Annotated in this window: 10 protein-coding genes; 7 read left to right on the top strand and 3 right to left on the bottom strand. The window is 68.8% G+C overall.

Annotation, left to right across the window (positions count from 1 at the left end; all coding sequences use genetic code 11):
- Window positions 1-13 precede the first annotated feature (13 nt).
- A complete protein-coding gene (locus BO221_RS44435; RefSeq protein ID WP_073566992.1) occupies window positions 14-925 on the bottom strand; it encodes a DUF2381 family protein in 912 nt (303 codons plus the stop codon).
- Between the two features lie 45 nt (window positions 926-970).
- A complete protein-coding gene (locus BO221_RS44430) occupies window positions 971-2,851 on the bottom strand; it encodes a serine/threonine-protein kinase (RefSeq protein ID WP_158080025.1) in 1,881 nt (626 codons plus the stop codon).
- A gap of 217 nt (window positions 2,852-3,068) precedes the next feature.
- Here BO221_RS44430 and BO221_RS44425 point away from each other — a divergent pair, with 217 nt between their 5' ends.
- Window positions 3,069-3,530, top strand: coding sequence for a PTS sugar transporter subunit IIA (locus BO221_RS44425; protein WP_073566990.1), 462 nt, complete (start codon window positions 3,069-3,071; stop codon window positions 3,528-3,530).
- A 19-nt stretch (window positions 3,531-3,549) separates the two neighbouring features.
- Here BO221_RS44425 and dtd read toward each other — a convergent pair whose 3' ends face one another.
- On the bottom strand, window positions 3,550-4,017 hold the full coding sequence (gene dtd / locus BO221_RS44420) for a D-aminoacyl-tRNA deacylase (RefSeq protein ID WP_073566989.1): 468 nt from the start codon (window positions 4,015-4,017) through the stop codon (window positions 3,550-3,552).
- 255 nt (window positions 4,018-4,272) lie between these two features.
- On the opposite strand from dtd, the gene BO221_RS44415 reads away from it, so the two are divergent.
- From BO221_RS44415 to BO221_RS44390, 6 genes are all read left to right on the top strand, one after another.
- Window positions 4,273-6,204, top strand: coding sequence for a serine/threonine-protein kinase (locus BO221_RS44415; protein WP_073566988.1), 1,932 nt, complete (start codon window positions 4,273-4,275; stop codon window positions 6,202-6,204).
- Window positions 6,205-6,249: 45 nt separating this feature from the next.
- Window positions 6,250-7,188, top strand: coding sequence for a tol-pal system YbgF family protein (locus tag BO221_RS44410; protein ID WP_073566987.1), 939 nt, complete (start codon window positions 6,250-6,252; stop codon window positions 7,186-7,188).
- A gap of 135 nt (window positions 7,189-7,323) precedes the next feature.
- Complete coding sequence (locus tag BO221_RS55180) at window positions 7,324-9,678, top strand: hypothetical protein (RefSeq protein WP_158080024.1); 2,355 nt, start codon at window positions 7,324-7,326, stop codon at window positions 9,676-9,678.
- 84 nt (window positions 9,679-9,762) lie between these two features.
- Window positions 9,763-12,204, top strand: coding sequence for an MYXO-CTERM sorting domain-containing protein (locus BO221_RS55175; RefSeq protein WP_158080023.1), 2,442 nt, complete (start codon window positions 9,763-9,765; stop codon window positions 12,202-12,204).
- A gap of 71 nt (window positions 12,205-12,275) precedes the next feature.
- Window positions 12,276-14,594, top strand: coding sequence for a hypothetical protein (locus BO221_RS44395; protein WP_143196036.1), 2,319 nt, complete (start codon window positions 12,276-12,278; stop codon window positions 14,592-14,594).
- 123 nt (window positions 14,595-14,717) lie between these two features.
- Window positions 14,718-15,509 (top strand): SDR family oxidoreductase, encoded by a 792-nt coding sequence (locus BO221_RS44390; protein WP_073566983.1) that lies wholly within the window; start codon window positions 14,718-14,720, stop codon window positions 15,507-15,509.
- Window positions 15,510-15,599: the final 90 nt, after the last annotated feature.

Below are 15,599 nucleotides of genomic sequence, written 5' to 3'. Positions count from 1 at the left end.
CTCCGGAGCAGCCCTACGGGAAGGTCACGTTGCCGAGCGTGATGAAACGCCCGTCGGTTCCCCAGAGTGTGAGCGTGCACGAGCCCTTGGCGCTCTCGGTCTTCGCATCCATCTCCACCATGATGAGGACGTTCATCTGTCCTGGGGAGATGGTGTCTGGCCGTAACATGGGAAGTGGTCTCAACTCCTCACCCTTCTCACACCTCAGCAATGCGTCCTTGAACATCCAGGGCCTGGTGCCCTGATTGTGCAGCAGCATTTCCACGGCGATGCGGTGGTGGGCGCGGTAGGCCCAGATGCTCGAGGTGTGCAGCGCGTTACCAGGCTTTCGGTGGATGGCGGTGCTGATGTCATGAACCTTGACTCCCTGGTTCTGGTCCATCAGGCCCGAGAAGCGCAATCCCCGGAGCCCTCCGGGCCCATCGAGCTCGGCCCGCAGTTGCGTTTTCTCCTCCTCACATTGCTGAGCCGTGGCCTGTGCTTTTCGTTCCGCCAACTCGTAGAGCGCCACCGGGCGTGTGTGGCGGAGGACGTCTACCTGTCGTGCGGCGAGAGCCGGATGGACCATGACGAGGAAGCTGGCACTCGCGGGGCCCGCTCCGTCAGCGAAGTAGACCGTCAAGCGCAGTGGCTCCTCGCCGAGCATGGCCCCGGAGGGCACGAGGGTGAGTCCATGCGTGTCCTCCATGACGCGGTGGAAGCGCTCACGTCCCTCCAACTCCACACGGAGCAATGTCGTATCGAACAGCAGCGTGGTGGTTAGCCCTGGACTGGTGCACAAGACGGGAGTCTTGCTGGGCGGGTCCGCTGTCAATTCGATGCGCAGGTCTCCCATCTCGCAAGAGGCAGGGGGGGGTTCAGCGGCACCAGCGTTTCCAGCGACGAGCGCCAGGAGCAGCAAGCCAGTACGGGACGTGGGTAGCACGGGAGTCGGATTCCGGGGAGATGTGGGGGATGCGAACCGGAGGACTCAGTCGTCCTGCCTCACGCCGAATTCGATGAAGGTCCTCACCGTCGGGCGGGGCCCGACTTTGAATGTGTCGGTCCCGGCACCCGAGATGAGTTTCATTCCGGGGTTACCCTCCTGATAGAACTCGATGCAAACAGGAAAGCTCTCACCGTCCGCGCGATGGGCCTGGGTGAAGCGGCCGTAGAGCCGTTTCTCTCCGAAGAGCAGCCTTCCCGTCAGCATGGTGCCGACGGGCAGTTTCCCCAACGGCTGTTCCATTCGAACCTGGGTGGGACCCTCGTGCACGGTGACGGGCTCGTCGTATTCGTACCCGGGAAATTGGGTGACCACTCCATCCCCGACACTGATGCTCAGTGTCTTCCTCATGGTCTCGATGGATCCGGGGGGGCACTCCTCAAGCTTGGGAGTGGGCCGCACCACATGCTGTACGGGTGCTCCCGGGCAGCCGGTGAGCATGACGGTACAGACACCGGCCAGGCACACCTCCTTGAGGTCGGGAACGCAGCGCCGCGTCTTGCGCTGCGAACGGAGGGAGGAAGTGGCGTCGGGCTTCAGCTGGGACTGCTGCTTGGGGCTCATGGTGTTGGCGGATTCGGACGCGGGGAGAGAGGACAAGGAGGGGGCCGCGCCCGCCCCGGAAGATTCGGCAGACTTCCCGCCCGTCGCCACTGCCTGGAAAACACCGGCATCAGGGGTTGGGTTTCCCGTCACGGACCTGGAGGGTGGAGCGGACTCGGGGGCGTGCGGTCGTGGGGCGAGGAGCCACGTCCCCACGGTGGCCAACAGCATCAGCACCAGGACAGGCACCGCCCGCCGCAGGGCCTCCAGTGCGAGGGTCCGCACGGGGAGCACCCCCACCCCCGTGGGCAACAGGTGTGACAGCGCACGCCGCCACACGTTCCGCTTCGCCATGGGGGAGGGCGGTGGTGTCGGGACGGCGGGGGGCGAGGGGGGCTCGGGCAGCGGCCGGGGTGCTGTCTTCACCAGGGGCACGTCCCAGTGCGAATCCCCCTCGGCTCCGGCGAGGACCGCCTCCAGGGCCGAGCCCACGGCCTCCATGTCCGCGAAGCGTGCTCCCGGGTCCTTCTCCAGCAGGCGCATGCACACCCCGCTCAGCGCCGCCGGCACCCGGCCGTTGCGCTCGTGCGGCGCCACGGTCATCCCGTCGCGGATGTCCTTGATCATGTTCGGGTTGGTGAAGCGCGAGCCGAAGGGCAGCGCGCCCGTCAGCATCCAGTACAGCGAGACGCCCAGCGCCCACACCTCATCGGAGACGTCCGCCCGGTAGAGCACTCCATCGCCGTAGTGCTCCCAGATGAAATCGCACGCCTCCGGGCTGAAGAACTCCCGTGTCCCCACCATCTGCCCTCGCCCTTCCACCGAGCTCAACCCCTCCAGGTGCGCCACGCCGAAGTCCACCAGGATGGGTTCTTCGTCCAACCCGCGCATGAGGAGGTTGTCGGGCTTCACGTCCCGGTGCCTCACTCCGGCCGCGTGCACCGCCCCGAGCGCGCGTGCCACCTTCAAGGTGTGCGTGGCGGCCTGCCGCGCCGACAGTCCGTGCACCTGGGCATGGTCCTCCAGCGTGAGTCCGTCCACCCACTCCATGACGAGGTAGAGGAAGCCCTGCTCCGGGTCCGGCCAGCGGCCGTAACCCAGGATGCGCACCACGTTGGGGTGCTCCAGCCGCCGCAGGACATCGAGCTCGTGCTCGCCCCAGGGGGCGGCCGGGCGGGCCTGGAAGAACTTCAAGGCGAACCAGCGTCCGGCGCATCCGGCCTTGAAGACATGGCCCTGGCCGCCCTGGCCCACCTGCTCCTGCACGAGGTAGGGACCAACGCTGTCACCGGGGACTGGGAGCCTGTTGAGGGGTATTCGCACAGGGAGACTCGACCTCCGGGGTTCGGAGGCTAGCATGACCTGTTGCATCTCCTTCGCCATTCGGACGCGGGAGGACAGGGCCCCCGGACGATTCGCCTACCGGGCAGATGGCGGAGGAATCCACCCGGATGAGGACAAGGCAGGCAGGCGACCCTTGCGCGAATCGAGGCTCAGGAGTAATTGCCCGCGTAGGCAGCGCCACCGTGGGAGCGCAAGCTTGCGAATCTCCGAGTTCCTCAGCCCAGAAGCCCTGATCGCGGACCTCCAGGCCAGCGACAAGCAGGCGGTGCTGCGCGAAATGAGCGCGGTGCTCGCCCGGGCCCATCCCTCCTTGAAGGAGGATCGCCTCGTGGAGGTGTTGCGCGAGCGCGAGAAGCTGGGCTCCACCGGCATCGGTGAGGGCGTGGCCATCCCCCACGGCAAGTTGCCCGGGCTCACCAACCTGGTGGCCGCCTTCGGGGTGTCGCGCCAGGGCGTGGACTTCGAGGCCATCGACGGCAAGCCCACCCACCTCTTCTTCGCCCTGGTGGCTCCGGAGAACAGTGCCGGTGTCCACCTCAAGGCACTGGCGCGCATCTCGCGCCTCTTCAAGAATCCCCGCTTCCGCGCCTCCATCCTCGAGGCCACCTCGGCCGCGGACATCCACGCGCTGATCGTCCAGGAGGACGCCCGGCCCTGAAGCCGGGTCTCCGGACCGCTCAGCGCGGGCCTGGCGCCGCCGCGCTTCCCGGGCTCTCCAGGAGGATGGTGACGGGGCCGTCGTTGACGAGCGCCACCTTCATGTCCGCCGCGAAGATGCCCGTGCCCACCGTGAGGCCGCGGGCGCGCAGCACCTCGCAGACGCGCTCGTAGAGGGCCTTGGCGCCCGCCGGCTCCATGGCGTCGATGAAGCTGGGCCGCCGGCCCTTGCGCGCATCCCCGTAGAGGGTGAACTGGCTGACGACGATGAGCTGCCGGGAGGTGTCCTCCAGGGACAGGTTCATCTTGCCCGCGGCGTCCTCGAAGATGCGCAGCGTGGCGAGCTTCTCCGCCATCCACGCCACGTCCGCCTCGGTGTCGCCCTTGCCCACCCCGAGCAGCACGAGCAGCCCGGGGCCCACCTGACTGACGCGCTCGCCGTTGACGGTGACGGAGGCCTCGAGGACGCGCTGGACCACTGCCTTCATGTCGTGCTCACGGGAGGGGGGCGAGGCTGGCTGCCTGGCTGGCGGGGGAACGATCGGACCGCCGCGAACGTACCCACGGTGGACCCCCCAGGCAAATCCGCCTGCCCCCGGTGCGGACATTCCATGCGCACCCTGATGGCCTCGCCAGAGGGGGTGACATAAGATGCACGGCCGATGACTGTTCAGCGACCCTGTCGCACCTGTGGGGGGGCCCTTCCGGAAGGTGCGACGCAATGCCCTCGTGACGGAACACCCGTGTCCATCGAGTCCCATCCGGACGAGAAGACCGTGATGCGCGCCGCGCCCACCGCGCCCCTGGACGAACGTTTTCCCTCCTCGGACGAGCCGGAGGCGGCCTGGGAGTCCACCGTCCGCAAGGACATCATGGTGGGCCAGCAGATTGGCGAGTACGTGGTGCGCCGGCGTATCGGTGCCGGTGGCATGGGGGTCGTCTACGAGGGCGAGCACCCGGTCATCGGCCGCAAGGTCGCCATCAAGATCATCCGCCCGGACTCCTCCGAGGGCATTCGCTCGAGAGACCTGGTCGGCGAGGCCCGCGCGGTGAGCGCCATCCGCCACCGGGGCATCATCGACATCTTCGGCTTCGGCACGCTGCCGGGCATCGGCCAGTACCTGGTGATGGAGTACCTCAACGGCCGGCCGCTCGATGAGGTCATCCATGAGCGGGCGCCCATGCGGCCCTCCGAGGCCATCCGGCTCATCATCGAGGTGCTCGGCGCGCTCTCGGCCGCGCACGCCGTGGGCGTCATCCACCGCGACCTCAAGCCGGGCAACATCTTCGTGGTGCTGGAGTCCAACGGCACGGAGTACGTGAAGGTGCTCGACTTCGGGCTCGCCAAGCAGGGGGCCACGCCCAACGGCCCCACGCCGCAGACGCGCGCGAGCATGATCGTCGGCACCCCGGAGTACATGGCGCCGGAGCAGGCGTGTGGCCAGCCGGTGAGCCCGCGCACGGACCTGTACGCGGTGGGCATCATCCTGTTCGAGATGCTCACCGGGCGGCTGCCCTTCCGGGGCGACTCGCCCATGCATGTGGCCATCCAGCAGGTGCAGGCCCAGCCGCCCGCGCCGGCCTCGCTGGTGGACGGGTTGCCTCCGGAACTGGATGCGCTCGTCCTGCGGTTGCTGGCCAAGGAGCCCGAACAGCGGCCCGCCTCGGCCGAGGTGGTGGCGCGCGAGCTGAAGACGATCGCCCGGACGCTGGCGGTGGACATGACGCAGCTGTCCGGCTTCGCCCGGGCGGTTCCGGAGCCCGAGCCGGCTCCAGCTCCCGCCCCGCGTCCCGCGCCCCGGCAGGAGGCCCCCGTGGCGCCTCCGCGAGCCGCGCGCACGCCGGCCCCGCCGGCTGGCGAGACAGTGGAGGCCCCGAGGGTCATCACAAATTCCCGCCCGGCCGTACCTCCGCCCGAGGCCGAGGCAACGGCGGTGGAGCGGCCCGGTATCCGCCCCGCGCCCGTCGCTCGCCCGCAGGCGGCACGTCCCCAGGCGCGTCCGCAGGCCGCGGCCCCCCGCCCTCCTCCGCCCACCACCGATGTGATTCCGGTCCAGGCGGCCCCCGATACAGCGGAGATTGCGCCTGTTGGCTCCAGGTCCATCCTGAAGCCGCTGCTGGGCGTGGGCCTGGCGGCGGTCCTCATCGGGGTGGGGGCGGGGGTGGTCATGCAGAAGGGGAACGGCGACCCGGCCGTCCCAGAGGTGCCTGCGACGTCCGTCGCGAAGGCTCCGGTGGCAGTGACGGACCCGCCGCCGCAGCCCCCGCCCACGCCATTGGAGGCTCAGCCCCAACCCAAGGTCGAGGAGACCAAGGTCGAGGCGCCCGCTCAGCCGGAGACCCTGCCCACCGCGCAGGCCGTGGCCATGGCTCCGGAGCAGGGGTCCCAGAAGACGGAACCGAATTCCGCGCAGCAAAATGCGACTTCTGGCACGAAGCCTCGTTCTTCTCCTGGTGGCGAGGGCACGCTCCGGATCGTGTCGAAGTGCTGGGCGGAGGTGTACATCGACGGCAAGCTCAGGGGCGAAGCGCCGATGCCACCCCGTGCCCTGTCCGCTGGGCGGCATGCCATCACGCTGCTCGGAAATAGTGGGTGGAAGCATCGCGCGGAGATCGTCATCAAGGCGGGGCAGACGTTCGAATACGAAGCCCCGCCATGTGAGCCCGCTAAATAAGAAGAGGGAGAGAGACGCTCTCCCTTCCAGGAGCTGTCATTCCTTATGTTTCCGCGTTTGCTCTTGCTGCTGCTGGTGCTTCTCCCCCTGTCTTCCTGGGCGGCGCGGCTCCCGGGCATCCGGTTCTACGAGCGAGGTGAGTACGCCAAGGCGAGCCGCGCGCTGAAGCAGGATCTCAACAACCCGAAGCGTAACGACGAGCAGAAGGCCCTGGCGCGTGTCTACCTCGCCGCCTCGTTGATGGCGTTGGAGAAGGAGGACGAGGCGTACGAGCAGCTCGAGGAGCTGGCCCGCACCTATCCGGAGCAGCGGGTAGATCCCGCCCTCTTTCCTCCTCGGCTGGTGGAGCTGGAGCTGAAGGTGCGCGAACGGCTGAATGCCGAGCGGCTGCGCCAGGAAGCCGAGCAGGCCGAGCTCAACCGGATCGCCGCCGCCGAGGAGGCCGAGCGGCGCAAGCGGGAGCAGGAGGAGGCGGCCCGGAACCAGCAGGCGCAGGTGGGGACCGTGGACGAGCCCCAGGTCCCGGCGCCCGCCGGGCCCGTATCCACCTTCCGGCTGCGTCCGGAGATCACCGGTTACGGCGACGTGGGGGCGGCCCTGTCCGGTGGCCAGCTCGCCATGGGGGGCGCGTTGGGCCTCACCATCGGAGGCGGGCCGCTGGAGGCCACGGTGCGGACGCTGGCGGGCGGGGAGCGTTGGGCCTGGGAGTTGGAGGCGGGCTATCTCTTCGGCACCGGAGCCTTCCAGCCGCGAGTGGCCTTGAGGGGGACCCTGTTCCCCGATGTCGGAAAGGTAACCGCGGAGAATCCCAATGGCGGCGGCGCTCGCTTTGGAATCGGCGCGGCGGTGGGTGGGCGGCTGGCGCTCTCCCGCCAGCTCTCCCTGCTGATGGACGTGGGGGGCGAGGTCCTCCTCAACGCGCCCGAGCCGTACAATGCCACCCTGATCGTGATCTCCGCTGGCGTGGGCTACAACCTGTTCTAGGCGTCTGCTGTTCGCCGCCGCCCGCTCCCTGGAAGCCGAAGGGTGGCCCTGGGCTGGTGGCGGGAGCATGTCGCCCGCGGCCGTGAGAACAAAGGGCCCTCACGGGCCTCCATGCACCTTTTCAGGAGGGCTTCGATGTCACGTCGTGTATCGGGGGCACTGGCCGCGGCTGCTGCCGTCCTCGTGTCCTGGGTGGCGTTGAGCCAGCCCGGCTTCTCCGGGTCTCCTGCCAGTTCCAGGCCGGCCGGCAGCGTCCTGTCGCCCTCCTCCTTCCGGTGGGGCATCACCCCGGCTCCGGCCGGCTCCAGAGGGCACTTCGTGCTGCGGCACCGGAGCGCCCATGCCCTCTTCACCGACACGGGCCTGACGCTGAGCCTGTCTTCGCGCGAGCAGCGGTTGCGCGAGCTGGGCTGGGGAGTGGCCGGCGCGCGCCCGGTGGCGCCCCAGGCCGAGAAGCCCCGTGAGGCGAAGCTCAACCGCTTCGAGGGGCCACGGGAGTCCTGGGCCCGGGACGTGCCCACCTATGGAGGCCTGCGCTACCCGGGCGTGTTGCCGGGGGTGGACCTGTGGGTGGAGGAGCACACCGCGGGGCTGGAGTACGGCTTCCGCGCCGAGCGCGGGGAGCTGCTGCGCCGGGTGCGGCTGGAGTACGCCGGAGTGGAGGCGGTGCGGGTGGTGGAGGAGGGACGCGGGCTGGAGGTGGAGCTGGGCGGGGGGGTGCTGCATGAGCGGGGCCTGAAGTGCGCCCAGGAGACCGCGGACGGCGTCCAGTACGAGGTGGGCTGCCGGTTCGCGGATGCGCGGCGGGTGGGAGGGGATCGCTGGGAGTACGCCATCGAGGTGGACGTGGAGGAGCCCTCGAGCCCCGTGGTGGTGGACCCGGTCATCCTCTGGAACGACTACTTGGGAGTCGAGGAGGACGACTCCTTCGGGGACATGGTCCGCGGTGACGGGGGGGAACTCTTCGTCACCGGGACTCTCGCCAATGGGCTGTCCGGTGCTCGCCTCCAGGGCCTGCCGGGCGGAAAGGGCGCGGTCGTCGCCCGGCTCCAGGCGGATGGTGGCCTGGACAAGTGGACGATCTTCGGGGGCGCGGATGACGACATGGGCAGTGCCATCGCGCTCGGAGACAAGAAGCTGTACGTCGCGGGTGTTACCAACTCGACCGCCTTCGGCATTCCCGCCAACCATGGTGCGGAGGGGACACAGGATGGATTCGTGGCCCAACTCGAGCCCTCGTCGCTGGACCTCGAGTGGATCTACCTCGTGGGAACGAATGCGGGAGATGAGTTCGTTCACGATCTCGCCGTGGGCCCCGATGGAGGCCTCTTCATCGTTGGAACCACCAACTCATCCAATTTCCCCAAGGAGACGCCCCCGGCCACCGCCCGGGGTTGGGATGCCTTCATCATGCGGCTCACGCCCGGTACCGATGCGGGCCCCAACGCCGCCAGCGAGGATTGGTCCATCGTGTTTCGCGGAAGCAATCGGGACATCGCCTACGCGGTCACCGTGGATGAACGCGACCATGTGTATGTGACGGGCAGGTCGGAGTCGCTGGATCTGCTCGGGTCACCCTTGCGGCCCCACAGTGGACCCGATGGCGGGGCGGACGCCTTCATCGTGAAGCTGAAACCGGACGGGAAGGGGGAGTCCTCCATGTACATCGGTGGGCAGGGCAACGAGGAGGGGCGTGCGCTCGTCTTCCAGCCGTCCTCCAACTCCCTGCTCGTCGCGGGGACGTACGGGTCGGTGGCGTTCCCGGGAGGCTCCGTCACCACTCCCAGCGCGACGGCCGAGGCCTTCGTCATGGGCCTCGATCGGAACACATTTGGCCTGATGCGCTCGAGCGTTCTATGGAACACCAGCGGCGATGACGAGGCGCGGGCCATCACGCTCGTCAACGACGCCATCTATCTGGGCGGAGTGACGCGCTCGCGTGACTTCCCCGTGGATGGTGGTTTCGACACGGTGTTCGGCGACGGAGGGACGGAGGGGTTCGTGGCCAGGGTCGTCCTCGGGGAGGATGTTCCGCGGTGGTCGTCGTGGGTGGGCGGCAACAAAGAGGATGCGGTCCTCGCGCTGCAGGGTGATCCCCAGGGGCGCCTCTTCATCGGAGGCACCACCAGCTCGAACGACCTCGTGCTCAATACCGAGGTGGCCCCGCTCAAGAACCACATCGGGGGGAACGACCTGTTCGTGATGCACGTGGACCCGGCTATTCAAGATGCCGGAGTGCCAGAGGACGCCGGAGTGCCAGCGGATGGCGGAGTACCGCAGGATGGCGGAGTGCCGGAGGACGGCGGAGTGCAGCTACCAGACAAGGAGCCGGAGCAGCCGGACACGGAGCCTGTGAAGTCCGCGCTGGGCTGGTCCTGTGGCTCCACGGGCACGGGAGGGGAGCCGGTGACCTTCGCGCTCGGCACGCTCGCCGGGCTGTGGCTGTTCGCCTCGCGACGCGGAACGCATGTCTGGCCGAAGCGCTCATAGATGCGCCGTGGGTTTCAGGCGCTGGATGGACGGGAGTCGAAGCGGTCCGTCAGCTGGTTCATCGTTTTCTGGAGAGGGGGCCGTGTGTCTCGTCGACTGTTTGGTGCGGTGGCCCTGGCCGGAGCCATCCTCGTGTCGTGGGTGGCGGTGAGCCAGCCCGTTTCCCATGCGGTTCCAGCCCCGGCACCACTCGGGCCCGCCCGATTGCTGAGCAATGCCCTCCGGCCGGGCATCATCCCGGCGCCCGAGGGAGCCCCGGGGCCCTACCTGCTCCAGCGGGGGCGTGTCAGTGCCCTCTTTCGCGAAACGGGCGTGGCGCTGCGCCTGCCCTCCCAGACCCGGCCGGTGCGGGAGCTGGAGTGGCGTGTGGCCGGCGCGCGTGCGGTGCGGCCCCAGGCGGAGAAGCCGCGTGAGGCGCCGTTCTTCCAGCGGGGAGTGCGCGCGGTGTCCTCCTATGGCGGCCTGCGCTACCCGGGGATCCGGCCGGGCGTGGACCTGTGGTTCGAGGAGCGCGCCGAGGGTGTGGAGTACGGCTTCCGCGCCGGGCGCGGGGCGGACTTGCGGCGGGTGGAGCTGGAGTACGAGGGCGCGCGCGCGGTGCGGGTGGTGGACGAAGGGCGGGCGCTGGAGGTGGACCTGGAGGAGGGGGTGCTGCGCGAGGAGGGCTTGTGGTGTGCCCAGGAAGCGCCGGGTGGCGCCTCGCGCGAGGTGGAGTGCCGCTTCACGGACGTGCGCCAGGTGGGGCGGGAGCGCTGGGCCTATGTCATCGAGGTGGACGTGGAGGATCCGGAGCGCCCGGTGGTGGTGGATCCGCTCATCCAATGGAACACCTATCTCGGTGCCTCCCTGGCCGATGACTTCGGTGGCATGGCCGTCACCGACGCGGGGATGGTCCTCGTCGCCGGTACCGTCGAGATCGATTCGAGCCTGCTGGCCTGCAATTGCATCGATGGGTTGGCGATCGATGGCAAGGGCGTGATCGTCGCCGGGTTCCACGAGGGGGGTGGGTTCGCGGGCTGGCGCATCCTGAATGGCTCGGGGGTGGACGTCGGCCGGTCCATCACGCTGGGCAAGGATGGCATGGTGTACGTCGCGGGTGAGACCACGTCGAAGTCCTTCGGGACGTTCCCCAGCAACAAGGGCGCGGGGCTGGAAGACGGGTTCGTTGCCCAGTTGGATGTCTCGAATCCGGCGGCCTGGCGGTTCCGGTGGATCTACCTCGTGGGCTCGCCGAGCGGGAATGAGGCCATTCACGCCATTTCCACCGGGGCCGATGGCGGCCTCTTCGTCGTGGGCGAGACCACCTCCCTGGACTTCCCCGGAGCGCCCGATGCCTCCACGGCTGGGGGCAAGGACGCCTTCGTGACCCGGCTCCACCCCGCGACCGCCCCGGATGGCTCCGTCGCGACCATCCTGGAGTGGTCCACCATGGGGCGCGGGACCCACGACGACGTCCTCTACGCGGTCACGGTGGATGAAGGGGGCAGGGTCTACGTCACGGGCAGGTCGGCCTCGCCCGGCATGCTCGCCGGTCCCCTTCGGACCCATGCGGGGCCCGCGGGCACGGATGACGTCCTCCTCGCGAGGTTGAACCCGGCGACGGGCGGGGTCGATAGGAGTCTCTACCTGGGTGGGTTGGGCAACGACGAGGGACGCGCGCTCGCGCTCAAGGGGGCCGGCGATGCCAACCTCTTCGTGGCCGGCACGACCCGCTCGGCGGGCTTCCCGCTGCAGACGGGCTCCGCCGCCGTGTCCGATGCCTTCGTGGTGACGCTCGACAGGGAATCCTTCGCGCTGAAGGCGGTGCGTGCCGTCGGCGGCCCCACGGCCGATGACGAGGGCCTGGCCCTGGCTGTTGATCGAAGCCCCGCGGCCGCCGGAAGGGACATCGTCTACCTGGGCGGGAAGACCGCCGCTCCGGGTGATTTCCCGCTCGAGCAGCCCTTCGACAGGAGCTACGGCGACAGTGGGTCCACCGAGGGGTTCGTGGCCCGGTTGGAAGTCGATGCGGGCGCTCCGCTGTCGTGGTCCTCGTTGGTGGGGGGTGGGGGAGAGGACGTGGTGCTCGCCTTGAACAGTGATCGCCCGGGGCGCCTCTTCCTGGGTGGCACCACCAGCTCCGATGATCTGGTTCCCTCGGGGACTCCTGGCTACTCCAAGACGCCGAAAGGAGGGACGGATCTGTTCCTCATGTCCGTGGAGCAGGATGCCTCCACTCCGGGCCCGGTGACGGATGCCGGTGTGGACGCGGGCGTGGACGCGGGGACGGATGCGGGCGTGGACGCGGGGACGGATGCTGGTGTGGATGCGGGCGTGGATGCCGGTGTGGACGCGGGTGTGGACGCGGGGACGGATGCGGGCGTGGGCGCGGGGACGGATGCGGGTGTGGACGCGCCCATGTCTCCCCTGGGTTGGTCCTGTGGCTCCAGTGGAAGCAGCGGTGGGCCGGGGGCACTCGTGCTCGGAACGCTCGCCAGTCTGGCGTTGCTTGCTCGTCGCCGGAAGCGGGAGGCCCTTCATGGGTGAGGGGTCCGGTTCAGGGGTGGAGTCTCGCGCGGTGGATAATCTGGTTCGCTTTCTCTGAAGAGGGGGCTGTCGTGTCTCGTCGTCTATTCGGTGCGGTGGCTGCGGCCGGAATCATCCTCGTGTCGTGGGTGGCGGTGAGCCAGCCCAGGTCTTCCAGTGCGCCGGCCGTGGACAAGCCGGCCAATCGGATGGCGCCCGTCTTCCGGCCGGGCATCGCTCCGGCGCCCAAGGGATCGGCGGGGAAGTTCGAGCTGCGGCACCTGCGCTCCCGGGCTCTTTTCACCGACAGGGGCGTGGAGCTGAGCCTGCCGTCGCGGACCCAGCAGTCCCGTACCCTGGGCTGGAGTGTGGCGGGTGGGCGCGCGGTGTCGCCCCGGGCGGAGAAGCCGCGGGAGGCGAAGCTCCATCGGCTGACGGGGCCGAGGAAATCCTGGGAGCGGGAGGTTCCCACCTACGAGGGGTTGCGCTACCCGGGTGTGCTGCCTGGCGTGGACCTGTGGTTCGAGGAGCGTGCCGAGGGCGTGGAGTACGGCTTCCGGGCCGAGCGCGGGGCGGACCTGCGGCGGGTGGAGTTGGAGTACGCCGGAGCCCGGGAAGTGCGGGTGGTGGAGCAGGGGCGTGCGCTGGAGGTGGACCTGGGCGAGGGCGTGCTGCGTGAGCAGGGGCTGCACTGCGCGCAGGAGTGGGTGGACGGGAGTTTGAAGCCGGTGGGTTGCCGGTTCACGGATGCGCGCCCGGTGGGGCCGGAGCGGTGGGCCTACGCCATCGAGGTGGACGTGGCGGACCCGGAGCGCCCGGTGGTGGTGGATCCGCTCGTGCTCTGGAACACCTATTTCGGGGGACCGGGTAGCTCGGATGCCGTCGAGTCCATCCAGCAGAGCGACGCGGGGCACATCTTCATCGCGGCCACGCTCAGCGAATTCCCGTCGCCCATCCCGTCAGGGGGGACTGCCATCGGGCATCGGGGCGGGCGGAATGATCTGCTCGTCGCCAGGTTCCAGGCGGATGGCGGGATCGACTGGTGGACGGTGATGGGCGAATCGGGCAATGAGCTCGCCACCGAATTGCTGCTCGGTGGATCGGGCGAGCTGTACGTCGCGGGCATGACGACGTCATCGGAGTTCAAGTGGGGGCTGTCCGACGGCGGTATAGCGGTCAGCGCTCATGATGGGGGAGTGGGCCTCAACAGCTTCGCCGATGGCTTCGTGGCCCGGCTCGATCCTTCTGGAAAGAAGCTCGACTGGGTCAGACGGGTGGACTGGGGCCATGAGGACGACAACATCGCCGACCTGCACTGGGGTCCGGACGGACGGCTGTTGGTCGCCGGATACACGGCCAATTGGGTGGAGCTCGGGGATGGAGACTTGGGCTACGGGCAGCACGAGGCCCTCATCTCCCGGCTCGATCCGCTCCTGGGTACGGTGGACTGGACCCTGCGCCTCAAGGGGCCCGAGACTGGAATGGCGGATGAAGGCGTGATGCGCCTTGCTCCCAGGGACGACAGCTCCGTCTATGCCGTCGGGTACTACAGCTCTTTCACAGGGTACGTCACGAATGCTCTGGTCACCCTGGTCTCCGGCGTCAACAGCAATAGCCCCTCGGAAGGTCCAAACGTCATCATGGCGGGGGACAAGTCCGAGACTGCGCTCGAGTTGACCCGGCTCGATGGGGGAACCGGAAACCGGGTGCTGGTGTGGGGGAACACCAACTCGACCAACTTCCCGGAGTTCAATGCGCTCAAGGGGGACAGCGACATCTTCGTTTCCGTGGTCAGGGATGAAGGGAGCAGCCTGGCCCTGGAGGGCACGACACTTCTCGGAGGCTGGGGGAGGGACGAGCTCCGTGCCCTGACAACCGATTCCGCTGGACGCGTCTATCTGGGCGGACTCACCACGTCGTCGGACCTGAATGCGGACGGCGGCTTCGACACCTCCCTGAACATGGACACCTTCACCTCCGATGGTTTCGTAGCGAGGGTGCGGCTCGAGTCGAAGCCCGAGTTCGAGTGGGCCTCCTATGTTGGCGGGAACGGAAGGGATGAAGTCCTCGCGTTGCTGGTGGACCACCAGAATCCGGACCGCCTCTACATCGGCGGTGCCACGGCTTCGTCCGACCTTCAATATTCCGACGCTGGCTTGGACCCGACCGTGAATGGGGTAGGGGCGGGCGCAAGCAGCATGTTCCTGTTGGCCGTGGACACGAGTGCCACGCCGGCCAGGCCAGGACCCGGGCCCGGATCGGGGGAGAACCCGGGTGAGCAACAGGACCCCCTGTCCGCGCTGGGCTGGTCCTGCGGTGCCAGTGTCACAGGGGGGGGATGGAACGCCCTCGCGCTCGGCGTGCTCGTGGGTCTGGCGCTGCTCGTCTCCCGCCGGAGGCCTCGCGCCTGACGAGGGCTGCCTCCCGGGCACGCTCTTCACGGACTTGTCCAACTGTTGGACAAGTTCATACGGTTCGTCACCGGGCGGGCGGCCGTGGGCATTAACCTCCTCCGGCGCGGAGGAGGCAGGCACATGGAGAAGGTGACGGGCACGGCGCTCGTGACGGGTGGCAACCGGGGAATCGGACTCGAGGTCTGCCGGCAACTGGGGCGGCTCGGCATGCGGGTGTTGCTCACGGCCCGGGACATCGCCGAGGGTGCGAAGGCCACCGCGGCCCTGCATGCCGAGGGGCTCGATGTCGTCTTCGAGCCGCTCAACGTCTCCTCCCCGGAGAGCCTCGACAAGCTGGTGGACCGGCTCGAGCGCCAGGGCACCCGGCTCGCGGCGCTCGTCAACAACGCGGGCATCGCCATGGAGGGCTTCGACGCGAATGTCGCCGAGCGGACCGTCGCCGTGAACTTCCTCGGCCCGCTGCACGTCACCGAGCGCCTCTTGCCCCTCCTGGAGGAGCACGCCCGCATCGTCATGGTGTCCAGCGGGGTGGGCGAGCTGGAGGGCCTGTCCCCCGCGCTCCGCCAGCGCTTCGACCCGCCCCCGCCGAAAGCGGAACTGGTCTCGCTGGTGCAGTCCTTCGTCGAGGACGTGCGCGGCGGCCAGTATGTGCAGAAGGGCTGGCCGGGCTCGGCCTACCGCGTCTCGAAGGTGGGGGTCAACGCGCTGACCCGCCTGCTCGCCGAGGAGCTGAAGCCGCGTCACCTCCTCGTGAACGCCGTCTGCCCGGGCTGGGTGAAGACGCGCATGGGGGGCGAGCACGCGCCCAAGGGGGTGGAGGAGGGCGCGGACACAATCGTATGGGCCGCAACGCTTCCCCCGGATGGCCCCTCGGGCGGATTCTTCCGCAACCGTCGATCTGTCCCCTGGTAGTCAGAAGCACTCGAGCGTCTCCGTCCCTGGACAGGCCTGTCGGAGGCCCTCTTACTCCCCCGGAACGCCGCCGCCATGTCGGCACGGGTG

The organism is Archangium sp. Cb G35 (assembly GCF_001896145.1).
Taxonomy (GTDB): domain Bacteria; phylum Myxococcota; class Myxococcia; order Myxococcales; family Myxococcaceae; genus Archangium; species Archangium violaceum.
The sequence above is the reverse complement of the archived record's forward strand: the minus strand, read 5'-3'. Positions and strand labels throughout refer to the sequence as shown.